Genomic DNA, 25133 nt, shown 5'->3' with positions numbered 1-25133 from the left:
TATACATACAATATTATTCAAATCAAATTATAGCTCGGATTATAAAATATTCGAATTTCAAATCTTTTTTTCTTTATTAAAATCTATACATTATTATGTATTTACCATCTTTAACTTTCTTTGGTTTAATAGGTCCAATACTAACTCACAAGCATAAACAGCCACTTGCTGTACGATAGAAGATAAACAGACTGAAAGGCTTCATTCATCAAGAGAAAGAACACACGACAAATAAACTAAACAAGTCTCTTCAAAACTTGGAGAAAAAGACCCCGAATTCGCAAAAGAGTGTTTTAACGAAAACGGGGTAGGACCATCGAATGTTTTAAGTAGGGGTTACTTTTTTTAATTCTACTTTCACGACTGCCTCTACATGTGCAGTCTGTGGGAACATATCCACAGGCTGAATATACTTCACCTCATACATATGGCTGATCGCTTGCAAGTCCTTAGCTAAAGTAGAAGGATTGCAGGAAACATATATAAATTTTTTCGGTTTTATTTTTAATAGTGTTTTTAAAAACTTATCATCGCAACCTGTACGAGGAGGGTCAACAATAACTACGTCTGGATGCCAGCCTTGTTTAAGCCATTTTGGCAAAATATCTTCTGCCTTTCCCGTTTCATATTTTGCCTTCCTAACCCCATGCTTCATGGCATTTTTTTTCGCATCTTCAATGGATTCTGGTATTACATCCATTCCACGAATTTCTGCGGCACCTTCAGAAAGCCATAATCCGATTGTTCCAGAACCACAATAGGCATCTACGATTTTTTCCTTACCAGTGAGGGCAGCTGCTTTTTTTACTTCATCGTATAGTTTTACAGTTTGCTCAGGATTTAATTGAAAAAATGCACGAGCTGAAAGCTCATATGTAAATTCATTCATTTTATCATCAATGTATTCTTTGCCTGTAATATTGAGTGTTTTGTCTCCGAATACAAGTGAAGTTTGCTTAGGATTAATATTCTGCATGACGGATACAACTTCTGGAAGTCGCTTTTTTATTTCTTCAGCAATCATTTCCTTACGGGGAAGTTTTTCTCCAGCCGTTACAATGACAACCTGAACTTGGCCAGTTTGTACTCCAACACGAGTTACAATTGTTTTCACAATTCCTTTTTTTGTTTTTTCATTATAAATAGGAACTTTAAAGTCTTCAAAAATTTTCTTAATGGCATTGTTTACTTTATTTGTTGCAGGATGCTGGACGATACACTCAGGAACACTGATTAGTCGATGAGAATTCATACTGTAGAGTCCTGCGACTATTCTTCCGTTCATTTCCCTTAATTGAAATTGGCTTTTATTACGATATTTCCATGGATCTTCCATACCTATTGTTTCACGGATATCTAAATCATCAATCGTAAATTTCGTATGCCTTTCAAGTGCTTGAATTAATATATCTCGTTTTTCCTTTAACTGTTGATCGTAACGTAAATGCTGGAGCTGGCATCCTCCGCATTGTTCGTATACAGGACAAGGTGCTTTTATTCTGTATGGGGAACGTTTTCGGACCTTTTTTACGATGGCTTCCGAAAATTTCGGATGAACATTGACGACTTCTACGACGACTTCTTCACCTGGTAGCGCACCTGGTACGAATACGACCTTCTTTTTAAAATAGCCGACGCCTTCCCCGTTGATTCCGAGACGTTTTATAGTAAGAGGGAATTGTTGGTTTACTTTGATAATTGTTTCATTCACTTTTGTCATAAAATCACTCATTCTACAATTAATTCTTTGATAGGAGGTTCTATGCTTCTCCATAAATATAGAGAGGCATAGCTCAAATAAGGTTGCCATTCACTGCTATATTCCAGCATTTCTTCTTTCGTAGGTTTTCGATCCAGTCCATAAAGATCTTTAATCGCATTTTGTAACCCAATATCAGCAAGAGGAAATAAATTAGGTCTTCCCAGTCCAAAAAGAAGGAAGCTTTGAGCTGTCCAAGGACCAATTCCACGGATTTTTACTAATGATTTCATAATCTCCTCATCTGACAGCTTTGACAACTGTTCTAAATTAATTTCACCCTCTACTATTTGTTTTGCTAAGCCGATAATGTATTCCGCTTTTCGCTGACTAAATTTTAATGTTCTTAACGCTTCTGGCTGTATCGTAGCAATTGTCTCTGGGGACGGATAAAAATATACCCCATCCATTTGGAAGCCAAACGTTTTAACGAATTCCTCCGTCAAAGAAATGGCAAATTTCATATTAACTTGTTGATGAATAATCGATTTTACAAGCGTAGTAAATGGTGAAAAATCTAATACGATTGGAGTTCCTCGATGGTTATCGAAAATTTTATTTAAAGAAGTTGTTAAAAAATGATTTTGAATTTCGGCTAATGACGTATCCCATTGAAAAATGCCGGTTATTTTCTCTATCACATTTGACTTTGTTGAACCATTTTGGCCACTTACAAGAAATACTGGTTCATCCGTTGAACCAATTGCCTGCATACTCGCTACTTCAGGAACAGCATCATAAATTGGAACCATTAAGGATCGTTCCTTCTGATTTACGATATTTAGCGGATCCATGGATAGCCTACTTAAAGCCAAGTCAAAATCATATGGGCCGGAAAATTCTATCTTTTCTTGCCACACTTATATCTCCTCCGAATGGTTAAATGTTTATTTATTATACCATCGTGGATGGAGTTTTTTCACTCAATCAAAAAGAATATTAAAGAGTTCCATCAGTTTTCGTGTTCATTGGTAGAAATACAAATGTTTCTGTTTTTGATGATTTCAATCCTCAATAGTGTCATTCTCACTTGAACAGAAAGAGGCAACGTTACCTTCCGCTTTTAGCATTCGATATGCCTGTAACCTATGGAAAAGTAACGTTGCTATCCGATTGAAGCAATTAAGTGAAGGGCAAATCAATGTATAAGCGCCATTATTCATGAAACGGCTGGTAAAGATCTTCAATGTGTCATTATTGGATTTTTGACTTTTTCCTTAAGCATATAATCATCGAGGCTTTTAAATATATACCCGCGTTTTTTTAAGTCTTGGATTACCTTTTCTAGTGCATCAGCATTATCTTTTGATACGGTATGCAATAATATGACTGCACCTGGATGTGCCTGTGCCATGATATTGTCATAAGCGTACTTCCAGCCTTTTTGTTGGTTGATTTGCCAGTCTTTAAAAGCTAATGACCATAGTACATGAACATAACCCTCTTCTTGTGCTACTTTAAGGGTCCGTTCACTTAGTATTCCTCGTGGCGGACGTAAATATTGCATATTGGTTTGTCCTGTAACCTTTTCAGTTGCCTCCTTCACTTTTGCGAGCTCCATTTTTATTTTTGCATCACTGATTTGGGTCATATCGGGATGGCTCCATGAATGATTGCCAATAATATGTCCTTCATCCGCCATCCGCTTCGCTAAATCAGGAGCACTCTCTAAGTAATGACCTGTAACAAAAAATATAGCTGGTACTTTTTCCTTTTTCAAAACATCTAATATTTTTGCCGTATAACCATTTTCGTAGCCATTATCAAACGTTAAATATAGTATCTTTTCTTCCGGGCTACCTTTGTAGAAGGCACCATATTTTTCAAGTAATTTATCATATCGTTCACCTGCATCTGCTTGTTGTTCGTTCGCTCCTTTTTTAAAACCCCAATGAATCGGTTGATTGGAGACGGCATGGGTAGTCGCTGCATGAAAAAACATAAGAAACAGAACAGGGAAAAATAGTATCCATTTTTTCATTTCATTTTCCGCCTTTCATCCTTTTCCTTTAGATTTTTCCATAGTTAAAAAATCATGCCTGACAATAAAAGGGACAGGTTCATTTGAACCTGTCCCTTTTGAACCCGTCCCCTCAATTTGCAGTGAAGGAAAAGGATAAATGATCTTGAATTGGGAGCCATGCTCCAATTTTTTGGGAGGTTACGTTTTTAACGACGATTTTCCGTTTCGTCCCTCTAATGACTAAGTATACCTCTCCGTACGTTACCTCTCCTTTTTCAATTATGGCTGGGACATGAGCATGCAAATATCCAATTCGCTTTGGATGTACATTGTAAATTTGCGAATGTTTCGTACCGGCACCAATAACTGTTTCAGTGGCAATTGGAAGATTTGTTTTTTCCATTGCTTTAATTAGGATCATCTTTTGTACATCCTCTGGATGAGGAACTCTTCCAGTTAAACCACCTTTTACCCTTTTTTGCGCTTGCTGTACATAGTTAATTTGGTGGTTTACTTTTCCGACAGTATTATCGTATACATTTGTATTTATTTTTTGATATTGCCAATTAGGAATTGTTTCATCTGATTTATAGTTCAATGGCCACTCACCCATATAAATCGTTGCTCGCATCCCAATAGAAAGTGGGGACTTATTAATGGAGGACTCATTTAATATTCGAATCAAATTAGGATTTTCGATTGCTTCATTTGATGATTTAAACAATTCCTTCGTAAAATGGCTTGGTTTTAAATAGATTAAGTCTTCCATTTCAGTTGGTATCGTATTTTCTTTTGCTATATTTACTACAGATGAAGGCAGTTGAATGGACCCCTTTGATTGCCCTTTTGCAAAGCTAAAATTAGTAGGTCCAGATAATATTAAAAGTAAAATAAGCATTAACTGCATTCCATAACGAAACTGTTTCATAAAGGCAAACTCCTTTCATCATTTACCTTTATTTTTTTCCGAAAGTAAACTGTTTATCCAACTTTAGAGCAAATAAAAACCAATTCCCATGATTAAATAGGCTGCAAGCAACGTTGCACCTTCAAACCAGTTCGATTCACCATCATTAACGATTACGATCGTCAGTAAGACAGAAGTAGCCATCGCAACTATATCAGGCACAGTGAATATGAGCGGCATTGAAATTGGAAAAAACAACGATACAAGGACAAGTAGTGGCGCAACGAACATAGCAATTTGCAAAGTCGATCCAACTGCAATTTCAACTGCAACATCCATTTTATCTTTAAATGCCATTAAAACCGCAGAGGCATGTTCCGCGGCGTTTCCAACAATGGCAACAATGATAACTCCAATAAATAACTCGCTCCAACCAAATTTGACACCAACTTCATGAAACGTGTGAACAAGCTTCTCAGACGTGTATGCTACAGCTAACGTAGCCACTGCCAAAATAAGGATTGCTTTTCCTATTCCCCATTCCGGTTCCTCATGCTCAATATTTTCTTCCGATTCCTTTGTATTATAGACCCCTCGATGAGTAACTAATTTAAAATACAATGCGAGTATATAAAGAATAATCATAATAATGGAAACACCAATACTTAACGTAATAGTTTTTGTTTCGTTCATGCTTTTTGAAAACATTTCCGGTACTATAAATGCGACAATGATTGCAAACATAAGTAACCCTGAATTATGCCTAGCATCAAACACATTAAAGTTTTGACGTTTAAATTTTAAACCTCCAACAAAGAATGATAAACCCGCGACGAGCAAAAGATTTCCAATAACGGAACCCGTTAATGAAGCAAGCACAACTCCAATGAGCCCAGCCTTTAATGAAAAAATCGAAATGATCAGCTCCACGGCATTACCAAAAGTAGCATTCAATAGTCCACCAATTCGTGGGCCAGCCACAATCGTCAAGCTTTCAGTGGCCCTCCCCATGAAGCTAGAGAGGCCGATAATGGTAATGCAGGAAATTCCAAACATTAATACGCTTGGGAATTGTAATAGCGCTCCGATTACAATTAATGGAAAGCCAATCAATATGACAATAAGAAAAATTCTATTTACCAATGCATTCCATTCCTCTCAAGTTCTTTAGAAAAGCGCAAACGCCCTGCTCATCGACCTACAGGCTTACAGCCTTTGGGCTCTCAATGGTGCCACAAGAAGACGTGGCGTTTACGGCCTTCGACTAAGCTAAAGGAAACAGGATGAGTCCATTAGGATGAATCGATGTTGACTTATCGTAAGGAAGAGAACAAAATGATGGCTAGTCGAATGGCACCGGAGCTGGGCAGCAAAAACCTATATAAAAAGATATAACTTAATAAATTTTTATTTGCATACTTTTGACTACATTATTCCCTAAAGCTCCATTAGTTTGCACCATTTAACTATAATTCCATTCATTTAACAACGGTCTTTTTCTTTCGTAACAAGAGAGTTAATCTCTCCCCCCACCATAATAATGATGGCAGTGATATAAAACCATAACATTAAAACGATAATACCTCCGATGCTTCCATACGTAGCCGAATAATTTCCAAACTGAGAAACGTAGTAAGAAAAACCAAGTGAAACAATGATCCATCCTATACTTGAGAAGATTGCTCCAGGAACAGCTGAAATACATTTTATTTTAATACTTGGGGCTATATAATAAATGGCCAAAAACACAATGAATAATATAACAGGGGTTAAGGCCCAACGGATTACACTCCATATGTTTAAAAACATATCAGAATCACCAAAGGTTGAAAAAAGGAAGACTCCTAATTGTTTTCCAAAAACAGGTAACAACAATGCCAGAATAAAGACGAAGATCATCGCAATTGTAAAGACGATGGCAAGAGATCTAGTGACAATATATGATCTTTTTTCTTTTGCATTATAAGCTCTGTTTAAAGATTTCACTAGTGCGTTCATCCCATTTGAAGCAGACCAAAGTGTACCAATAATACCGGCAGTTAACAGTCCACCACTTCGATTTTGCATCACTTCATTTAGCGTTCTTTCGATCATCGAAATTGTTTCAACAGGAGCGACATCTTTAATTAAGTTAAAAATATCATGTTGTGTTAAAGGGGTAAAAGGAATCAGTGTTACAACAAAAAACAATAAAGGAAATAATGAAAGCAAAAAGAAATAAGCAAGCTGGGCTGCCATTCCAGCAACATCATTATCCAGTATTTTGCGAATCAATATTTTAACAAACTTCATGAGTTGATTTTTTTCGTTTTTTACCTTTAACCTAGATTTGTCCATAATACCACCTCAATCTTTTCATAAAGACAAACTTGGTATATGTTTTACCTTTCTTAAAAGCAATAAAACATGAAATATTCAATAGCCTACTTTAACGTAGGGAAATGGACGTGAATTTGGCTAGTCAGGTGGCGCTTTAGCTAGACGGGAACTACTTTCTATAAAGTTATCTATAAATTTTCCAAACTATAGAGCTTGACATAACGATACACTTTTCAGAATAATTTAAGTTGAAGCAAGATTAAAAGGAGGGATAGCCTCAAATGGCAGATAAAGAACTTTCGATGTCAGAGAAGATTTTAAAAGTGTTGGAAGCCATTAGCGGTCAAGTATGGGGTATACCATTGCTCGTCCTTATTGTCGGAACTGGAATCTACTTAACTATTAGACTCGGATTTTTGCAATTAAGACTTCTCCCCTATTCGTTAAAGCTTGCTTTCAGTTTTAAACAGGACACAAAGTCAGAAGGCGACATTTCACATTTCCAAGCATTAATGACAGCGCTTGCAGCTACAGTTGGAACAGGAAATATAGTCGGAGTCGCTACAGCCGTTGTTTTAGGCGGCCCCGGGGCTGTTCTCTGGATGTGGTTGTCTGCATTTTTTGGAATGGCAACAAAATATGCAGAAGCCATTTTAGCTGTTAAATATCGAGTTGTCGATGAGAATGGTGAAATGTCAGGTGGACCCATGTATTATTTAGAACGAGGGTTGAAACAAAAATGGTTAGGAGTGTTATTTGCTATTTTTGGAGCTATCGCTGCATTTGGTATTGGAAACCTTGTCCAATCTAATGCAGTATCGAAAGTGGTTAACTCTACTTTCCATGTACCACAAGCTGTTACAGGTCTTGTATTAATGATATTTGCAGGTCTTGCTATTATAGGTGGAATAAAGAGTATTGGTAGAGTAACTTCCTATTTTGTTCCATTCATGGCTGTATTTTATGTCCTTGGTGGACTAGTTATTTTAGTAATGAATATTAAATTAATCCCAAATGCTGTTGGAATTATTTTTTCCGATGCATTCACGGGAAAAGCTGTTGCCGGTGGAGCAATAGGTGCTGTTATCCGGTATGGAGTAGCTCGCGGAGTCTTTTCCAATGAAGCCGGTCTCGGATCCGCCCCAATTGCTGCTGCCGCGGCAAAAACTGATTTACCTGGTCGTCAAGCACTCGTTTCCATGACCCAAGTATTTATAGATACAATCATTATTTGTTCGATTACTGGAATTACTATTGTCATGGCGGGATTATATGATGATACTTCAATCAAAGCAGGAGATTTAACTTCTGTTTCATTTGCCCACTTTCTAGGGAATACAGGCTCTATCATCGTAGCACTAGGACTATTGTTTTTTGCCTCTTCAACAATTATTGGATGGTCCTACTATGGGGAAAAATGTTTCTCATATTTATTCAATACAAAAATAGTCATCTATTATCGTGTCATTTTTGTACTTGTCGTTTTCATTGGGGCTATTATCGAATTAGAAATTGTTTGGACTTTCTCGGATATTATGAATGGTTTAATGGCAATTCCAAACTTAATCGGGCTATTAGGTCTGTCCGGAGTCATCATTCATGAAACAAGAAAAGTGGTAAAGACAATCAAAAAGGAAAAAGAAGAAATGAAAAAAAACGTATAATAGCTTTACACATTTCCTTTTTCATAGGAAAGGTATTTTTTTCAAAAGTGATATTTAATTTTTTTCAAGTACGTATTTTTGAAACCTTCCTATTTTTCCAATCTCAGTCGAGGTCCTAATAAAGAACATCGACTAAAAGCGCCACATCTTGTTACAACGTCGAATGACCCACATTATTGAGCTTGTAAGTAGACAGGCAAGGCACTTGCGTTTTTATTATTGACATTGACCTAGCATCATGAAAGTATAGTAATTATGGATGACAGAGAGGATGGAAATGATATGGATTTATCCAAAAACACACCTGAAAATATTGAATTTATGGTCAATGAAATTGTGACGAAGATGAGGATGGTTAATATAGGGGCAATAAGATCGGAAAGCATGGATTCCGAAATGTACGAGGAATTACATGAAATCTATGAAATGGTCATGAAAAAAGACCATTTTAGTCCAAGTGAAATGCAAGCTCTGGCGGAAGAACTTGGTCGACTAAGAAAAGCGTAATATAAAAATGAACTGCACCTCACACTTGAGGTGCAGTTCGTTAATTTATCAAGTTACAGAAGGTTCCCGATCAGCGTTGCAAAGACCTCTAAGAATTGCGAGCATCTTTCTAATGTCCTTTTCTTCTACATCATTGATGCAAGAAATTTGCATCCAATTTCTTTCGTTTAAATACGAACTTTCATAATGAAAGTTGTATCCATTCAAATATAAATTATCCCCAAGTTCTTTTGCATTAATTTCTTCAGGAAGTAATACTGTCATAATGGTGCTCGCTGAATTTCTTGTATCAGATAATATGGTTAACCCTGCTTCTTCCACACCATTTCGAATGGTATGATATCGTTTGTTAATGATTTCATACTCTTCATCCCGGAAATCATATCTTTTTAATGCTTCGGCGAGTGCAGTTACTAGATTCGAAGATTGAGAATAAGGAATACTACCTGCTGCCGAGTATGCACCAAGATCTAAATACCGAGGAATACTTTTATTTGGGTTCACCTCAACATTGTGAAAAACAAAAGATAACCCTGAATAACTCGCCAATGCTTTTCCACTCACTCCTGAGGCAAATAAAACCCCATCCAAATTAAGCGGAACCGCACCTAACGAACTGATACAATCAAGGGACAGCTGTACATTGTAGGACTGACAAATGTTTTTAAGCATATCGATATCATTTAATACTCCGGTTGAAGTTTCACAGTGAACTGCCCATAACCAGTTATACGTTCCGTTGCTCATAGCTTCTGTGATGTGCTCTTCTTGAAATGGAGAGCCCCATGCTGTTGCTATCACTTCGAAATCAAGGTCAAATCGTTCTGCGTGATTGACAAGCCTCTCTCCAAACTCTCCATTAACCAAAATTAACCCTTTTCCAGGCAACAATGATAATTGTCCAGCTACTACATCATTAGCCAAAGTACCAGTTCCATGTAAAATTTGAACATACTTTGCATTTGCCAGTGTTGTTAATTTCTTTTGGACAACGTGAAGAAGAGTTTCAAAACCTTTTGATCTATGTGAATACGGAGATGCAGCAAGTGCTGTTTTTACAGATTCTGATATTGTTGCAGGTCCAGGTAAAAAATTGACCTGATCCTTTAATATTCTACCTGCAATTCCTTCATCAAAAGTTGCTTTTGTAAGATACATAGGTTGGAAGGCTGCATTTTCGTCTCCCGTTAAATAAGCAAATGGCTGGAATCCCATTTGACCATATAATTTTTGTTCACGTGTAGTTCCCGATATTAGTGCTGCATCATATCCCAACTTTAGGCAATAGCGAATTAACGCTTGTGCCAAGCCTAAAAAAGCTCTGCCATTTCGATATTCGGGGTTTACGGCTAAAAGTCTAATTTCACAAGGGTTTTCAACAACTACAGGTAAATGCTTCTCGACTTCGCCGATTTTCCCGTCTAATGAAAACGGCCTATTACTTCGTACACAAATCATACCAATCACTTGTTCTTCTTTCATACAGATGATATATGTATTTTCATCGTGAAATTTATCTATCAAAGTGCCTGAATTATTTACTTCATGTTGAGGAATTTCTTCTACAAACGTACGATAATTCAGTTTTAAAATTTGTTCAAATTCCGATGGTTTAGTAGCAATTTTATAAATCAAGCTCATCAGCTGATTTTCCTTTCACTGAAAATTTTATCTCTAATATTTTGCCGATGTGCAAATATTACCGTGGCAGAAAGTAAAATACAAAAAAGAATCGGATACAGGTCAAACTGAAAGAAATACATAATAGTTGGCAATAAAGCTACGGCAGCCATACCGGCTAAAGTTAAACTTTTTAATATGATATAAAATAATATAAAGACAGCTGCAAAAGCAGAAAACAATAATGGATGAAAAGCTAATATCCCACCTATAAAAGTCGACATACCTTTTCCACCCTTGAAATGAAATAATATTGGAAATATATGCCCGAGAACAACAAAAAATAAAGCAAGTATTTGAATGTCTATACTGAACTCTAGCCACTTCGCAATCAAGACTACGATGGCCCCTTTGCCGGCATCACCGAAAAATGTGATAACAAAAGCTTTTTTACCAAAAATTCTGCCCGCATTTCGAGCCCCTATATTCCCACTCCCTTCATTGTGAATATTTTTGTGATAAAAAAACGTTGCTAAAACATAACCAGTTAAAATGTTTCCTAGTAAGTAAGCTCCTAAAAGCAATACAATCTCTTTCATTATACTTCCTTTTCTAAATTGGTTATTTTTAAATAATATTAACATAATTTAAAAGTTTTTGTGTCAAAATATGTAAAACTCATGATATATCCATCTTCCGAGTACGCCTTCACATGATTGTGATAATTATTTAAGCGTATTTTTGATAAAATAATGTAGGAGCATATTGAAAGAGTGGTAATCATGACAAAAATAATATTAATATATACAAGCATGACCGGAAACACTGAAATGCTTGCAGGAGAAGTAATAAAAGGGTTGGAGCAAATGAATATAGATGTTACAGTTAAACAAGCTTTCGACTCTCTTCCAACTGATTTACTCGATTATGATGGTTTTTTAATCGGTACGTATACGTGGGAAGGAGAAGTTCCCGATGAATTTATGGATTTTTTTGAGGAGCTAGATCATGTTGATTTATCTAGGAAACAGGCTGCTGTTTTTGGGTCAGGAGATTCATACTATGGATCTACTTATGGTGCAGCTTTACGTTTTTTCACAGACAAAATAACATCATTAGGTGCTGATGTCCTTCTTCCTAATCTAGTAATTGACCTCTATCCTGATGATGAAGAGCTAAATCAATGTCAAGAATTTGGTAGAAAATTCGCAGAATTAATGCTGAATAATAGCTAAAAAGTACAAATTCGACATTATTTGATATAAACAAGTTATTTCCCAAGAAATAATGACATATTAGAATAGTCGGGAGAGCCTAGCTCGAACCGTTCCTTTTTCGACCTAATGTCCTAGGATAAAGGAATCATAGCCATCCTAAATGGGTAGAGATGTTCGACTTGTATTAAGGACAAAGACAAAAAGCTTGCTACTATGCTCGCGCTGGATAGCGAAACACCTAATTAATACATAGCATTCCTTTTTCAAAAAAATCGAGGATACAATCATTTTGATTATATCCTCGATTTCTATCATTTTTCCTCGTTTTTTATTCGAGGCAATATTAAAACTTCAACTCTTCGGTTTTTAGCTCTTCCTACCTCGGATTTATTATCTCCTATTGGCTGAAATTCACCGTAGCCTTTTGCACTAAACCATTTCGGATCAAGTTTCTCGTCTTCTAGTAAAACCTTCATGAAATTAACTGCTCTCATGACACTAAGTTCCCAATTTGATTGAAAGTGGGCATTTCCAATCGGTACATTATCAGTATGACCACTAATAATAATATTCCTAGGAGGATCCATTTCGAGTAAAACCGCTAATTCTTTTGCCGTTTTTTTGTCTTCTTCTCTTACTTCCGCTTTTCCGGATTGAAAGAGAACATTGTCGCGAATCGTCAGTAAAAGCCCCTCAGTTGTCAACGAAGTATCAAATTTATTATTAAAGTCATTTTTTTGAATATATGCATTGATCTTCGACTGAATCGCTTCTAGCTCCTTCTGTTCTTCTATATCCAGAACAATTTCGTCCCCTTTATGAGGCTCATCCATTTCTTCTTGTTCTTCTTTTTCCCCATCTAAAGGTTCTGGATGGTCTTTACTATGGTCATCAGTTTCGATTGGCTGTTGAAAATCCATTGGACCTGTCCCGCCAATGAAAATTCCGTTAAAAACCTGGGATAGCTTTTGGAACTTTTGTGCATCAACAGAACTGGCGGAAAAAAGAACGATGAATAACGCCAAGAGCAAGGTCAGTAAATCCGCATATGGGAGAAGCCAAGATTCATCTGTATGATGGCCTTCTTTTTTTTCTCTTCTACGCCTGGACATTTTGGCTTTCACCACTTTCCTCAAAAATTTCTTTTCGTTCTGAGGCAGGTAAGTAAGAGGCCAATTTTTGCTCTATTACTCGAGGTGCTTCTCCTTCCAATATGGATAAAATTCCTTCAACCATCATTTCTTTAATTCTTACTTCTTCTTGTGATTTTCGTTTTAACTTATTGGCAAATGGATGCCACCAAACATATCCTGTGAAAATTCCAAGCATCGTGGCCACAAATGCCGCTGAAATAGCTTTACCAAGCTCATCTGTATTGTCCATATTTCCAAGTGCAGAGATTAATCCAATAACCGCCCCAAGTACTCCTAGCGTCGGTGCATAAGTACCAGCTTGAGAAAAAATAGAAGCTCCAACAGCGTGACGCTCTTCCATCGCATCAATTTCTTCATTTAATACATCTCGAATGTAATCCGCACTATGACCATCTACTGCAAGACTCAAACCATTTTTCATAAATGGATCTTCAATTTCGTCAATCGAAGCTTCTAACGCAAGCAAGCCCTCTTTTCTAGCCATTTGTGCAAGATCAGAAAATTCGATAATGACGTCTTTCGCTTTAAAAGTCTGTTTATCTTTAAAAACAATCCCGAAAAGCTTGGGAACTTTTTTTATTTCTGAAGTTGGAAAAGCGGTAACTACGCTTGCCATTGTCCCCACAATGATGATAAGTATAGCCGCTGGGTTAATAAGTGCCATAAAGCTTACACCTTTCAACACCATTCCCACACCTACAGCTGCGACTCCAAGAATTAATCCAATAAGCGATGTTCTATCCATATGCTTCACCCTAAACTTTATAAATGTCTTATTCTATATATCGACAGATAGAAGCAAATTTCAATCACTTTTCACTTAGAAAAACTTTTTTTCAATTTTGCTCTCATACTGCTTAAAAACGGACGAGTTTGTTTTAATTCTTTTTTTCGCAAGTAAACTATTATATTGGAGAATTTTTTCATTTAATTCCCGTTTCAAACCTTCTTTTTCCATATCATTTTCCGTCTTACGAATTAAATCCTCTATCGTCATAATTTCTTTTTTTACATCCATCTCATCAGGGGAATATCCTGCGTTTTTCATCAATCTATAAGCCATTTTTAGTTCATCCGGAATACCGGCCAATGAATCCTTTGGTAGTGGTTTCCCTCGTCCAGGGAGATTGTCAAACTCTCCTTCTTCATATGCCTTACGAATTCGTTCTTCCGATAACCCTCCAAATTTATCCATCTTACCGCCTCCTTTTATCGATACCTTCATTATACATTTATGCGAAAAAGGAATTACTAGATAAAAATGACAAAGAAGTTACGATAAGTACGTTAATGTGACCATAATCTTTTTCACAATAGCAAAACTCTCTCAATGGCCTCTTCATTGAAGCGTTTCCCCAACTCTCCCATATGGTCTCTAATGAAAAAGTTGTTAAATTTATCACTAATATGATAGAAGCGGAGATCGACATACAAGTTAGCAAAAACTAAAAAAAGAGAAGCAATTAGCTTCCCTTCATTCACTATATCGATATCGTTTTTCAAGATAGGACTGACCTAGTTCAACAATTGAGCAGATTCCCCAATATATAAAGGCGACCAGAATATACATCGTCATATAATCAAATTCCCTGCCCCCGACAATTTTCGCACGATTAAAGAGATCAGGAACTGTAATCATTGCCGCTAAGGATGAAGCCTTGATCAAATCTAATAATACGTTTGATAATGGTGGAAGAGCGATTCTCGTCGCTTGTGGTAAAATAACTAATCTCATTGTTTGCCAATAAGACAGGCCGAGAGCTTTAGAAGCTTCCCATTGCCCTTTATTAACTGATGTTAAAGCAGAACGATTAATTTCAGCCATATAGGCCGCAGAATGTAAACTAAATCCAATCAACGCACACGTAATTGCGCTGAACTCAATCCCTACCATAGGGAGCCCGAAATACAATAAAAACAAAAATACGAGCATCGGGGTTCCTCTCATGAAAGAAATATAAATTCGAGCTGGCAAGTTAATAATCAAATGCTTGGACATTCGCCCGAGAGCTAAAAAGAATCCTATCAGTAATCCAACAGCCATTCCAACAAATGAAATGAGAATTGTGTACCAAATTCCTTGTAGTACATATGGAAAGGATTTAATGGCAAGTGGAAGGTCGAAAATGTATTGCCATTGGATATTACTCATTTTTCAACCTCCAACTTACTGAAAATCAAAATCTTGTTTTACGGAAACATCCGCTTCATTGAAAAATTTCTTGGATAACTCGGTAATTGTTCCGTCTTCTTTCATTTCCTTCAATACTTCATTTACTTTATTTAAAAGATCATTATTATCTTTTTTCACTACAATCGCTTGATCATTTGGATGATATTTAATATCAGGGTGAATCGTAATATTTAGTTCAGGAAATGCTGCAAGAGCTAATGTTTGTAAATAATAGTCATTTAATATAACATCCGTTCTCCCAACTGCAACATCACGAAGATAAACCTCATTTGTAGCATTCTCATAAACGACCTCTTCAGCACCGTGCTCACGAGCAATCTGCATATAGATGGAAGTAGCTGCACCTGCAGATTTTTTTCCTTTTAAATCATCCAACGATTTAATTCCAGAAAGATCGTCTTTACGGACAATTGCTGTACCATATGAAAATTTATATGGATCTGAGAAGGAAACTTTCTTTTTTCTTTCATCCGTTACTTCTATATCATTTGCTGCAATATCAATTACTCCACTGTTTAAGGATGTTAAAAGACCATCAAAACCCATTTCCTTGAACTCAATATCTACATCCAACCGCTTTGCAAGTTCTTTTAAAATTTCAACTTCATAACCAGTAAGTTCATCAGTACCTTGCTCATGATAAGATGTAGGATATAGCGTTCCGGAAGTACCAGCTATGATTTTTCCTCTTTCTTTAATAGCTTCCAAAGAGTTTTTATCTACAGCTGAATTTTTATCTCCAGCACCACAAGCTGAAACGAAAAATATAGCAATAATTACTACTAGTGAAAATAAGAATCTTTTATTTTTAAGCATTTCCATCCCCCTAAAATAATTCCTAGTATTCCTACCAATATTATTCAACCTAATAAAATATACATGGGAGTAGGAAATATTGCAAATTTTTGTCCGAAAACTTTTACGCTAAGTTTAGTAAAAGCTTCGCCATTGTAAAATAAATAATTAATCCCGTTCCATCTACTAATGTAGAAATAAATGGACCAGAAACAACCGCAGGGTCAATTTTTAATTTATGCAAAATCAAAGGCATAACAGCCGCGACAATAGAAGCCCAAATAACGATACATATTGCTGTAATGGCTACTACTGAACCAATATCGAAGCCAACACCTAAGATTTGTGCTCGGATAAATGCGACTAACCCCATTACTGCTCCAAGAAGAATACCAGTCGATAGCTCTTTACGTACAACTTTGAAAATATCTTTGAATTCCACTTCACCTACAGCCATCGCACGAACTAATGTCGTAACCGTTTGTGTTCCAGAGTTTCCACCGGTTCCAATTAATAATGGAATAAAAAAGGATAGAGCAATTACTTCGTTGAGTGTGTCTTCATAATGTCTTAATACATTTCCGGTATATGCTTCGGCTACAAATAAAATGAGCAGCCAGCCAATCCGCTTTTTAAAAACGCTCCATACTGAGTTCTTAAAATAAGGCTCTTCTAACGGTTGACTTCCCCCTAATTTCTGAATGTCTTCCGTTGCTTCTTCGTGTATAACGTCAATCAAATCATCAACTGTAATAATACCGATCATTCGGGAATCATTAGTAACGACAGGAATGGCAACAAAATCATATTTTGCTAATATTTCTGCAACCTCTTCTTGGTGCATATCAACTGTTACAGAAATGACTTCTTCCGTTACAATCTCCTCTAATTTCGTATCTGGTTTTTCTAAAATAATTTCTTTCAGTGATACAACTCCGGCCAATTTTCCATGTGTATCAATGACGTATATATACGAAACAAGTTCGGCGTCGTGACCTACTTTCCGAATATGTCTTAAAGTGTAATCAATCGACCATGATTTCCTTGCTCCAATGTAATCGATTGTCGCCAAGCTCCCTGCAGTATCCGCTTCGTACGTCATTAACGTTTTAATTTTTTCTCGATAATCAACCGGTAGATATTCCATTAACCTTTTCGTCTGGTGTGGATGGATGGCCAAGAGCAAATCCACCACTTTATCACTCGACACGTGATTCAGTAATTCTATAGCACGATCTCTATCCAAATGATCCATAATTCGATATTGTAGTTCCGGCTCCAGATATTCAATAATTTCAGCACCTAATGAAGATGGAGCTATTGTGAAAAAGTTGATTTGATCATCGTACTCTAGTTCAATGACCATTTCTGCCAAATCATATGGTTGATACCTTTCGATAAATTCTTCAAACTCATAGTTATTAATTAACGCCATTTTCAATTCTTGTGTCATTTTTACTACCCCCACATGCTTAATTCATTATGAGGGTAAATGCCATTCTTTATTTAGTGATAATGAATGGAGAAGACTAGCATCACCTTCACTTACCCTCATTTTCCGATATGCGATTATGAACGTACAATTATCCGGGTCCTCATCCATCATTATCACCTCCTATAAGAAAAGCAGAAGCGCCTTGCTCATCGACGTACAAACTTCAGGGCCTTTGACTGAGATAAAGGAAACACGACGAGTCCAATAGAACGAGTCGATGTTGACTTATCGTAGGGAAAAGGACAAGAAGTTTGCTAGTCGATAGGCGCTGGAGCTAGACATAGATTTACTATTTCTTAATTTGTTCCTTTTTAAAACTTAAATCTTCATAAAATAAAAATCCCCCTACAAATCAATAGGAAGGATTCACGTAAAAAAATCCCCCCTGTTGAGTTTTAGCACTGTATAACGTAGAGCAATTGCTCAGCCACATTAAGTCATGCCTTAAGTCGACAAGACCTGTTCTACCCATTGGCATCTCTCGATGTTTTTGGGCAGTGGCTTATATTTATACAGGAGCCTCACCTAACGAGGAATCACTATTTTTTTATCCTTTTATACTATAATGCTAAATATCCCACATAATCAAGGGGCAGTTTCACTAATATTATTCATGTACTGCAACTTCTTCTGAGCTCGCATCATCAGATGATAAAAAATCCTTTAAGGCTTGAGTGTTTTTTTCAAAGTCTATGCTTAAGACTGCACCGACATCAACACTTTTATTTTCAAACGTGTCTTGAAGAGGTATTCTAAATGTCTCCATTTGCTTAGAGTTTCCCACAATTAATCCTTTACCAACCGCGAGTAAAGTACTTGCATCAACATTTGTATTAATATATGGCTCTGCCATCCCTAGTATTTTAGGGAGATTGACTAAGCTATGAATACTAACAGCCTGCTCTTTAAGTTTGGACATTACTTCTTGTTGCCTTCCGACACGTCCAAAATCACTTAAACGATCATGACGAAAACGAACATATCCAAGTAGTTCTTTACCATGTAAAACTTGTTTACCTGGATGCAATGTCATTCCAATTCCATACTTCATTTCATTCTCAATATCGACTTCAATCCCATTAGGAGCAATCAAGTCTACAATTTTAGGAAATCCTTCAAAGCCAACCACTGCATAATAATTTATATCTATGTCAAAATTTTGCTTGATCGTTTTTCGTAATAATTCTGGTCCACCAAATGCATACGCTGCATTGAGTTTATACTTGCCATGTTCGGGAATATCAACATATATATCTCGCATCAAAGATACTATTTTCATATCATGAGTGTTTTGATTATAGTGGGCGATCATGATTGTATCAGAATTTCCGCGATCATCGGCTCTTGAATCACTTCCAATAAGTAGGACATTTATCTCTCCAAATTGTGGTTCTGGACCTTCGAACGGTTCAAATGTTGTTTCATCTTTTATATATGAATCATCCATTGCAACAGATAACCCTTTATAATATTGAATGATACTATACGCGCCCACTGATAATATGAAAATAGTAAAAATAATAAATAGATTACGTAGCCATTTTCGTTTAGTTCTCTTTTTCTCTCTTTTTGTCACTAAAAGTACCACCTTTCCCTTGCATTACTACGACTGTATTCATAGTTGTTTTTCATTTGAAAGTAAATTTAAAACGATATTAACAGCCATAGCGTCATCTAAATAGCCAATTGGAAAGATGTAATCCGGAATAACATCAACTGGGATGATAAAGTATAACAAGACTCCTCCAATTATTGCTAGCTGATATGGAGTACCTTTTTTAACTCGAAACTTCTCAAATAAATCCTTTAAATGATTAATAAACGGTCCAATGCTACCTACTTTTTTTACTTTTTCATCAAAATCATTATGAATCGTGTCTCGTCCCTCTTCGGTTTGTGAATACTGGCTATAACTTGTTAACTTCTGTTCAACATTTGCTATTGAAAACTGATTATCATATAAGTTAGATGTTTCTAGAAAATCCTGAATCAAATCAACAGACTTCTGAATATCAGATTGAGTCTCCTCTTGCTTTTGATCAATTGAATAGCCCGCTGCTTCGAATAGCTCAGCCAATGGAACGTTTAAACATTCTGCAAATCTCTCTAAATGCTGTAAATTGGCTTTTCGCTTACCATTAATGATTCTCGAGATTGTCGCTGTATCAATTTCAGTTAGTTCACTAAATCTCCTCATTGACCATGCATGCTTTTTTAATAAACCCCTTAACAACAAGCCGAGTTTATTATTTTTATCTATCTCAGACATGTTCTATTTTCCTTTCCGACTTATTTTATATAAATTTATCACGCATTGAATCTCTCTGTAAAAAAATGTATTTACATTATTTTCATATGTTCTTTTAATTGTGTTTGAATTTTTGATTGCTCTTCTTCTGAAACAATGAAATACCAAATGTTGTCGATTATCTCGCCTGTTCCTTCCATTTGAATTTGTTCAACGTTTTGAGGTACGTCCCCGTAATATTTTTGCATATCCTTCATTTCATCAAAGGAAATGTTTGTTTCAACATTATTAGTCAACGCCTCTAGTATACCAGTGTATTTCCATAGCGTTGAAATATTAGCGGCTTTATTCATTACGTCTTGGATAACAAGACGTTGACGCATTTGACGACCAAAATCTCCACGTGGATCTTGTTTGCGCATCCGGACAAAGTCTAATGCTTCTTTCCCATTCAAGCTTATCTGACCTACTGGAAAATGATTTTTACCTACAGAAAAATCAAGATCATTATTCACAGTTACACCGCCGATAGCCTCTACGATATCTTTAAACCCTTGCATGTTCAGCTTTACATAATAATCTATCGGAATATCAAGGAACTTCTCCACTGTATTCATGGACATCTTAACACCACCAAATGCATAGGCATGATTAATCTTGTCATCAAACCCTTTGCCGACAATTTCAGTACGTGTATCACGTGGAATACTTAGCATCTCCATTGACTTTTTTTCGGGATTCACAGTAATCATAATCATAGAATCGGATCGCCCTTTATCTCCTGCCTCCTCGTCAATACCAAGTACGAGCACGGAAAATGGATCCCTCTTTAATAAAGATAAATCCGATTCTCGCTTTACTGTCGGAGTACGATCAATGGGACTGTGAACTGTATTCGCCGCTTTATTTACGTTTTTGTAAATTGAATATCCGTAAGTGACTATACCAGAAATAAGCACAAGCAAAGTAACTAATAAAATTTTAAAACCTTTTTTATTCTTTTTATGTACTTGCCTCTCCATCAATGGTTACCTTCTTTCCAATAAGATGCCTCTTTGCATCTAACATTATATATAAGAATACACATCATGTTGACATTTTGTCAATGTGATATTCTTATAATAAACTCAGCATTTATTCATCTATAACTCAGATTACTTGTTGAAAATAAACATTTTATGATGATTTTAAATACTTACATTGTTGCATTTTTGGCAACTCTAAGGTTATTTTTTCAACTTTTTGGGAAATAAACATACATCATTTTTCAGCTATAGCAATATAATAAAAAAAATAATATCAGGGAAGTTCTTAAATCAAAATGATGAAATCAAAAGAGACTTTCTGGAGGTGAAATAGGGTGGATAAATATACAAAACAGGCAATCTTTTTAGTAATAGTCCATACAGTTTTTTTTCTAGACTTAACCCTTGATCTTATTTTTCAGTAATTCATCTGAAGACAAATAATGAAGGTCATTCGTTCCCCCTGAACAAATGACCTTTTTAGCATAAACTTATCTTATTGTATTAAAATATAGAAACGCTTATAAGGTTTAGGCCACCCCCCCATATTAAAAGAACGCAGTAAAAGCAATGACTAAAATAATAGCTCCGCTTAATACGGTTCCAAACTGCCCCACTGTAAATTTGCCAATCCGCACGTTTGCTAATTTAGCCCCTACATTTACTCCTGCCCAAACACTGATGAAACTTCCAATTGCCGCAGTTATCGAAATAGCAAGGGGAGATAAACCTAATAATCCTGCACCTAGGCCATTTGTAAGTGCATTGGCTGATAATGCAACTCCGAGAAGAATAGCTTCACCCCACCCGATTTCTCCTGACTTATCGATATCAGCCAACTCGGGATTTTTTAGTATACTTTCAATCCCTTTAGGTTGCTTATCAGATGTAATAACCTCTTTTTCATTTCCTTTTTTGCGTGGGGTTGCCAATAATATGATCCTAAGCCCGATTACAAACAATAAAAACGACCCAAAGATCACTGGAAGCATACCAGGAAGAATTTTTGAAAGCCATATCCCGAACGAAATACCCGCCATACTAAAAAGAAAACAGATTACAGCAATCATACAGTTGGGACCTGTACGGATGTGTATTTTTCGAATACCATAAGAAATTCCTACCCCTAAATTGTCTATGCTTGATGAAACAGCAAAAGCTAAAATGATAAGCCATGTTGCCCAAATCGTCATGAATAAACACTCCTTATATTTTTTTAACATGTTACTATCCAAATTGATTAAATGTGCTTATCCACTACAAATCTGTTGACAATTATTCAACACATCATATTAATACTGAAAGGAGGGATTATTTATGTCAAAGGACGGGACTGAAAATTTCGGGACTTTAATCAAATCTTTGTTAAAAAAGCGTTCTATTACGATGAGGAAGCTTAGTGATCTAACAGGAATTGACACAGCTACCATTTCACGAATAGCAAATAATAGACAACAGCCGAGACCATATCACTTACAACAGTTTGCACACCATTTAGGAGTACCTATGGCAGTACTACTGCAAGCCTCAGGCTTTGATGTTGAAATAAATGAAAATAATCCGGTTGATTCTGATATGTACGAATCAATCGATACTATACACGGAGTTCTCATATCTTCTAACTTTTTAGGAGATACTTTTAAAATAGATCAAGTACATCAAGAGCTAGCAAAATATGAACAATACGCCCTTACAGAAGAAGGAGAACAAAGGATTCGCGAAGAGTTTGAAACGAAAGTGGAACAAGTTAGAGGAGCAGGACCTTTTATTAATGAGTTGAAAAAAATGCATCAAATTTATCTTAATGAACAAACCTCACAGGAAATACGATCGATCATAGGGAGTGCAATTCTATATTTTATTTTGTCAACGGATATTATACCTGATTACGTTTTTCCATTTGGATATTTAGATGATGCGATTGCTGTACAGATTGTTGCAGAGCGCGTTTCAAAACTTAAAGAAAAATATATGGAAAATGGTGATAATAATTAAAGGCTGTTTTCATAAAGATAGTCGTTTTGAAGGACTATAAAAGATATCTATTGATTTTGAACACAAAAATTAAGACTGTGTAGATGATTATAGTAAATTCCATCCAAACTTTAATCATTAGGTCAATAAAGTAACAACCCATACGAAAATAGCCTAATTAAAAGGAAAAAAGATGTGCTTCATTGAAGAATGGCACATCTTTTTCATTAGCTTAGCGGTGTATAATATTCATACACGTATGGATTTTCAGGCTCTTTAATTTTCTCAACGTCCGTGATTTTCAAGAAAGGAAGCTCCCATTCGTTCATTGTTGTTGTCGATAACTTTCCAGTTGCTCTGACCCATTGATCCTCTTCTATACTGTCAGGTCCATCCATAGTTGATACGATTCCATAAACAGACGCATCTGCAATACAGCAAGATACTCCGAATCGCGCAACAACAAATTGATCATTTTCAAAGTCGGGCTCTTTATATGCAAATCCGACGATCTCAATTTCTTTTCCAATAAATAAACTAGGGTTTTCATGAATTATGTTTAGAATAGCGAGGTATTGGTCATCGTCCACCACAATTTTTTCGCTTTTTAACAGCTCATCCTTCAACTTCTCTTGATCTTCTGACGTCATGATCAATATATTACTTCCATCCTGATTCGTTCCTAGTCCACTGTTTCCTTCCAAATTCGTTTCAATTCCTTCATTGCTTTCGTCTAACCCATCATTAGATTGATCTTCAGCTTTTTCATCTAGCTTTGCCATATAGCCTTCTGGATCATCCAAATATTCTTCAGCTTTTGATATATCTAAGGAGCTGTCAGTATTGATATCAGGTGGCTGGGTATATAAACCAGATCCATATTTTATTCCCCTTTTTGCAGCAACAGCACTATCAAGAGTATTAATTGGAAACAATAATCCAGTCAGTACAGGCAAAATAAATATTGAATAAATTAGAAACGTTTGGAAAGGTGATCCGTTTTGATTATGGTCAAATCCACAATTACAATACAGTTCTTCTTTATTCTTTGAGCCACTTCTCCAAATTTGGATAACTCCTAAAATAAACAAAACAGCAATTGAAAAATAAGAAAATGGGACCATTTTAGGCGCAATAAAATGTTGGATATTTCCAGTTATTAATAGTTTAAAAATCACAAGGAAAAAACCGATTAAAATAATCCCTCGCAGGTAAACATGGAAACTATAATCACGTTCCTTTGGCATTATAGGCACCTCACAAAAACAAATATTGATAGATTAAAATTATCGCATAAACAGATACCGTGACAATCACCATAAAGCCGATGACAAATTTAGCACGGAAGTACGCAAACATCATGATCGTATTCTTCAAATCTAACATCGGTCCAAATACTAGAAATGCAAGAAGCGAACCTGTAGAAAATGTATGTGCAAACGAAGACGCTACAAAGGCATCTGCTTCCGAACAAAGCGATAAAATAAACCCGAAACCCATCATGATAAGAGGTGAAGCAGTGTCACTCGTACCCATGCTAATTAATACACTTCGGTCGAAGAACGTCTGAAATAAACTTGCAATCATAGCCCCCATAATCAAATATTTTCCCATATCAAAAAATTCATCGCTAGCATGGTAAAATGTCGATTTTAGCTTATTTGTCTCCTGTCCACTTGATTCCACAGGCCTGTCCAACAGCTCTTCTGTTGTCCACTTTAATTGATCACGATTCCGAAAAAAAGCATACGTTATGCCTCCGATTACAATTGCAAGAACGAATGCTAATCCCATTCGGGCATACGCGATGCTTGGCGTTGTTTGAAAGGCATAATACGTAGCGGCAAATACGATTGGGTTTAATATAGGTGCCCCAACGATGAAAATAACCCCAATGTGCAATGGCATCCCTTTTTTCATCAATCTTCTCACAACTGGAATGATGGCACATTCACACACAGGAAAGATTGCACTTAAAATAGCTGCTGGGACAATAGCGACTAAAGGATTCTTAGGTATGAATTTCTGAACCGTTTCCTCTGCTACAAAAGTTTGTATTAATGCTGAAACAAACACCCCGAGCAGTACGAATGGCAATGCCTCTAATACGATACTCAGGAAAATAGTATTTACATTCAATAAACTTTTAGGAATAGAGTCTTGTATTTGTGTAAACTCCGCAAATAGAAATAAAAATAGGAGCACTCCTATGAGTAGTAAGCCCGTCCCTTCTTTTAGCCATACACTTCCTTGTCCCCGCATAAATAAACTCCAATCATAGTCATTTTTACA

Annotated in this window: 25 protein-coding genes and 1 riboswitch; of the genes, 4 read left to right on the top strand and 21 right to left on the bottom strand. The window is 36.2% G+C overall.

Annotated elements, in window-relative coordinates:
* Positions 1-325: 325 nt before the first annotated feature.
* From rlmD to KHA93_RS01660, 6 genes are all read right to left on the bottom strand, one after another.
* On the bottom strand, positions 326-1732 hold the full coding sequence (rlmD, locus tag KHA93_RS01685) for a 23S rRNA (uracil(1939)-C(5))-methyltransferase RlmD (protein ID WP_233711014.1): 1407 nt from the start codon (positions 1730-1732) through the stop codon (positions 326-328).
* Positions 1729-2619: a DNA-3-methyladenine glycosylase family protein gene (locus tag KHA93_RS01680; RefSeq protein WP_213109135.1), complete on the bottom strand. Its 891-nt coding sequence runs from the start codon at positions 2617-2619 to the stop codon at positions 1729-1731. Before KHA93_RS01680 ends, rlmD begins: the two co-directional genes overlap by 4 nt.
* 323 nt (positions 2620-2942) lie before the next feature.
* Positions 2943-3740 (bottom strand): delta-lactam-biosynthetic de-N-acetylase, encoded by a 798-nt coding sequence (gene pdaA, locus KHA93_RS01675; RefSeq protein WP_213109134.1) that lies wholly within the window; start codon positions 3738-3740, stop codon positions 2943-2945.
* 112 nt (positions 3741-3852) lie between these two features.
* Positions 3853-4650 carry a YfkD famly protein gene (locus KHA93_RS01670; RefSeq protein ID WP_213109133.1) on the bottom strand — a complete coding sequence of 266 codons (798 nt, stop codon included), beginning with the start codon at positions 4648-4650 and terminating at the stop codon, positions 3853-3855.
* Positions 4651-4713: 63 nt separating this feature from the next.
* Positions 4714-5772, bottom strand: coding sequence for a calcium/proton exchanger (cax, locus tag KHA93_RS01665; protein WP_213109132.1), 1059 nt, complete (start codon positions 5770-5772; stop codon positions 4714-4716).
* A 339-nt stretch (positions 5773-6111) separates the two neighbouring features.
* Positions 6112-6966 carry a YihY/virulence factor BrkB family protein gene (locus tag KHA93_RS01660; RefSeq protein ID WP_213109131.1) on the bottom strand — a complete coding sequence of 285 codons (855 nt, stop codon included), beginning with the start codon at positions 6964-6966 and terminating at the stop codon, positions 6112-6114.
* A gap of 284 nt (positions 6967-7250) precedes the next feature.
* Between KHA93_RS01660 and KHA93_RS01655 the strand changes: the two genes are divergently transcribed.
* On the top strand, positions 7251-8612 hold the full coding sequence (locus KHA93_RS01655) for an alanine/glycine:cation symporter family protein (protein WP_213112728.1): 1362 nt from the start codon (positions 7251-7253) through the stop codon (positions 8610-8612).
* A gap of 282 nt (positions 8613-8894) precedes the next feature.
* Positions 8895-9119, top strand: coding sequence for a DUF1128 domain-containing protein (locus KHA93_RS01650; RefSeq protein ID WP_213112727.1), 225 nt, complete (start codon positions 8895-8897; stop codon positions 9117-9119).
* Positions 9120-9167: 48 nt separating this feature from the next.
* On the opposite strand, the gene KHA93_RS01645 is transcribed toward KHA93_RS01650, so the two are convergent.
* Both KHA93_RS01645 and KHA93_RS01640 read right to left on the bottom strand, forming a co-directional pair.
* Positions 9168-10760 (bottom strand): GNAT family N-acetyltransferase, encoded by a 1593-nt coding sequence (locus KHA93_RS01645; protein ID WP_213109130.1) that lies wholly within the window; start codon positions 10758-10760, stop codon positions 9168-9170.
* Positions 10760-11383, bottom strand: coding sequence for a glycerol-3-phosphate acyltransferase (locus KHA93_RS01640; RefSeq protein WP_213109129.1), 624 nt, complete (start codon positions 11381-11383; stop codon positions 10760-10762). The genes KHA93_RS01645 and KHA93_RS01640 overlap by 1 nt, the downstream gene beginning before the upstream one ends.
* A gap of 138 nt (positions 11384-11521) precedes the next feature.
* On the opposite strand from KHA93_RS01640, the gene KHA93_RS01635 reads away from it, so the two are divergent.
* Complete coding sequence (locus KHA93_RS01635) at positions 11522-11974, top strand: flavodoxin (protein WP_213109128.1); 453 nt, start codon at positions 11522-11524, stop codon at positions 11972-11974.
* A gap of 293 nt (positions 11975-12267) precedes the next feature.
* Here the strand turns inward: KHA93_RS01635 and motB are convergent, their stop codons facing one another.
* From motB to ytaF, 11 genes are all read right to left on the bottom strand, one after another.
* Entirely contained in the window at positions 12268-13068 is an 801-nt protein-coding gene (motB, locus tag KHA93_RS01630; RefSeq protein WP_213112726.1) for a flagellar motor protein MotB, read from the bottom strand.
* Positions 13055-13855 carry a flagellar motor stator protein MotA gene (gene motA, locus KHA93_RS01625; RefSeq protein ID WP_213109127.1) on the bottom strand — a complete coding sequence of 267 codons (801 nt, stop codon included), beginning with the start codon at positions 13853-13855 and terminating at the stop codon, positions 13055-13057. Before motA ends, motB begins: the two co-directional genes overlap by 14 nt.
* A 75-nt stretch (positions 13856-13930) precedes the next feature.
* The gene (locus KHA93_RS01620) at positions 13931-14305 is read right to left on the bottom strand and encodes a DnaJ family domain-containing protein (protein WP_213109126.1); all 375 of its coding nucleotides are present in this window, start codon (positions 14303-14305) and stop codon (positions 13931-13933) included.
* 279 nt (positions 14306-14584) lie between these two features.
* The gene (locus KHA93_RS01615; RefSeq protein WP_213109125.1) at positions 14585-15262 is read right to left on the bottom strand and encodes an amino acid ABC transporter permease; all 678 of its coding nucleotides are present in this window, start codon (positions 15260-15262) and stop codon (positions 14585-14587) included.
* Between the two features lie 15 nt (positions 15263-15277).
* The gene (locus KHA93_RS01610; RefSeq protein WP_213109124.1) at positions 15278-16120 is read right to left on the bottom strand and encodes a transporter substrate-binding domain-containing protein; all 843 of its coding nucleotides are present in this window, start codon (positions 16118-16120) and stop codon (positions 15278-15280) included.
* Between the two features lie 103 nt (positions 16121-16223).
* Complete coding sequence (gene mgtE, locus KHA93_RS01605; RefSeq protein WP_213109123.1) at positions 16224-17552, bottom strand: magnesium transporter; 1329 nt, start codon at positions 17550-17552, stop codon at positions 16224-16226.
* 27 nt (positions 17553-17579) lie between these two features.
* A complete protein-coding gene (locus KHA93_RS23450) occupies positions 17580-17705 on the bottom strand; it encodes a hypothetical protein (protein WP_267916840.1) in 126 nt (41 codons plus the stop codon).
* A gap of 263 nt (positions 17706-17968) precedes the next feature.
* A riboswitch (M-box (ykoK) riboswitch) is annotated at positions 17969-18134 on the bottom strand.
* A gap of 67 nt (positions 18135-18201) precedes the next feature.
* Positions 18202-19170: an LCP family protein gene (locus KHA93_RS01600; protein WP_213109122.1), complete on the bottom strand. Its 969-nt coding sequence runs from the start codon at positions 19168-19170 to the stop codon at positions 18202-18204.
* Between the two features lie 39 nt (positions 19171-19209).
* Positions 19210-19863, bottom strand: coding sequence for a DUF1232 domain-containing protein (locus tag KHA93_RS01595; RefSeq protein ID WP_213109121.1), 654 nt, complete (start codon positions 19861-19863; stop codon positions 19210-19212).
* 71 nt (positions 19864-19934) lie between these two features.
* Entirely contained in the window at positions 19935-20864 is a 930-nt protein-coding gene (locus tag KHA93_RS01590; protein WP_213109120.1) for an LCP family glycopolymer transferase, read from the bottom strand.
* 551 nt (positions 20865-21415) lie between these two features.
* Positions 21416-22060: a sporulation membrane protein YtaF gene (ytaF, locus tag KHA93_RS01585; protein WP_213109119.1), complete on the bottom strand. Its 645-nt coding sequence runs from the start codon at positions 22058-22060 to the stop codon at positions 21416-21418.
* Between the two features lie 124 nt (positions 22061-22184).
* Here ytaF and KHA93_RS01580 point away from each other — a divergent pair, with 124 nt between their 5' ends.
* Entirely contained in the window at positions 22185-22862 is a 678-nt protein-coding gene (locus tag KHA93_RS01580; RefSeq protein WP_213109118.1) for a helix-turn-helix domain-containing protein, read from the top strand.
* Between the two features lie 206 nt (positions 22863-23068).
* On the opposite strand, the gene KHA93_RS01575 is transcribed toward KHA93_RS01580, so the two are convergent.
* Positions 23069-24088: a TIGR03943 family putative permease subunit gene (locus tag KHA93_RS01575; RefSeq protein WP_213109117.1), complete on the bottom strand. Its 1020-nt coding sequence runs from the start codon at positions 24086-24088 to the stop codon at positions 23069-23071.
* Between the two features lie 10 nt (positions 24089-24098).
* Positions 24099-25103 carry a permease gene (locus KHA93_RS01570; protein ID WP_213109116.1) on the bottom strand — a complete coding sequence of 335 codons (1005 nt, stop codon included), beginning with the start codon at positions 25101-25103 and terminating at the stop codon, positions 24099-24101.
* Positions 25104-25133 lie beyond the last annotated feature (30 nt).

It is taken from the genome of Lederbergia citrisecunda, assembly GCF_018343695.1.
Classification (GTDB): Bacteria; Bacillota; Bacilli; order Bacillales; family Bacillaceae_C; genus Lederbergia; species Lederbergia citrisecunda.
This window is presented reverse-complemented; position numbering and strand designations above follow the sequence as displayed.

Coding starts and splice junctions, on each gene's coding strand:
- motB (WP_213112726.1), bottom strand. CDS start 13,068: ATGTCCAGGCGTAGAAGAGAAAAAAAAGAAGGCCATCATACAGATGAA.
- KHA93_RS01595 (WP_213109121.1), bottom strand. CDS start 19,863: ATGTCTGAGATAGATAAAAATAATAAACTCGGCTTGTTGTTAAGGGGT.
- rlmD (WP_233711014.1), bottom strand. CDS start 1,732: ATGAGTGATTTTATGACAAAAGTGAATGAAACAATTATCAAAGTAAAC.
- KHA93_RS23450 (WP_267916840.1), bottom strand. CDS start 17,705: ATGATGGATGAGGACCCGGATAATTGTACGTTCATAATCGCATATCGG.
- KHA93_RS01650 (WP_213112727.1), top strand. CDS start 8,895: ATGGATTTATCCAAAAACACACCTGAAAATATTGAATTTATGGTCAAT.
- KHA93_RS01640 (WP_213109129.1), bottom strand. CDS start 11,383: ATGTTAATATTATTTAAAAATAACCAATTTAGAAAAGGAAGTATAATG.
- KHA93_RS01580 (WP_213109118.1), top strand. CDS start 22,185: ATGTCAAAGGACGGGACTGAAAATTTCGGGACTTTAATCAAATCTTTG.
- KHA93_RS01610 (WP_213109124.1), bottom strand. CDS start 16,120: ATGCTTAAAAATAAAAGATTCTTATTTTCACTAGTAGTAATTATTGCT.
- KHA93_RS01660 (WP_213109131.1), bottom strand. CDS start 6,966: ATGGACAAATCTAGGTTAAAGGTAAAAAACGAAAAAAATCAACTCATG.
- motA (WP_213109127.1), bottom strand. CDS start 13,855: ATGGATAGAACATCGCTTATTGGATTAATTCTTGGAGTCGCAGCTGTA.
- pdaA (WP_213109134.1), bottom strand. CDS start 3,740: ATGAAAAAATGGATACTATTTTTCCCTGTTCTGTTTCTTATGTTTTTT.
- KHA93_RS01620 (WP_213109126.1), bottom strand. CDS start 14,305: ATGGATAAATTTGGAGGGTTATCGGAAGAACGAATTCGTAAGGCATAT.
- KHA93_RS01575 (WP_213109117.1), bottom strand. CDS start 24,088: ATGCCAAAGGAACGTGATTATAGTTTCCATGTTTACCTGCGAGGGATT.
- KHA93_RS01645 (WP_213109130.1), bottom strand. CDS start 10,760: ATGAGCTTGATTTATAAAATTGCTACTAAACCATCGGAATTTGAACAA.
- mgtE (WP_213109123.1), bottom strand. CDS start 17,552: ATGACACAAGAATTGAAAATGGCGTTAATTAATAACTATGAGTTTGAA.
- KHA93_RS01655 (WP_213112728.1), top strand. CDS start 7,251: ATGTCAGAGAAGATTTTAAAAGTGTTGGAAGCCATTAGCGGTCAAGTA.
- KHA93_RS01670 (WP_213109133.1), bottom strand. CDS start 4,650: ATGAAACAGTTTCGTTATGGAATGCAGTTAATGCTTATTTTACTTTTA.
- KHA93_RS01615 (WP_213109125.1), bottom strand. CDS start 15,262: ATGAGTAATATCCAATGGCAATACATTTTCGACCTTCCACTTGCCATT.
- KHA93_RS01635 (WP_213109128.1), top strand. CDS start 11,522: ATGACAAAAATAATATTAATATATACAAGCATGACCGGAAACACTGAA.
- KHA93_RS01590 (WP_213109120.1), bottom strand. CDS start 20,864: ATGGAGAGGCAAGTACATAAAAAGAATAAAAAAGGTTTTAAAATTTTA.
- KHA93_RS01570 (WP_213109116.1), bottom strand. CDS start 25,103: ATGCGGGGACAAGGAAGTGTATGGCTAAAAGAAGGGACGGGCTTACTA.
- ytaF (WP_213109119.1), bottom strand. CDS start 22,060: ATGACGATTTGGGCAACATGGCTTATCATTTTAGCTTTTGCTGTTTCA.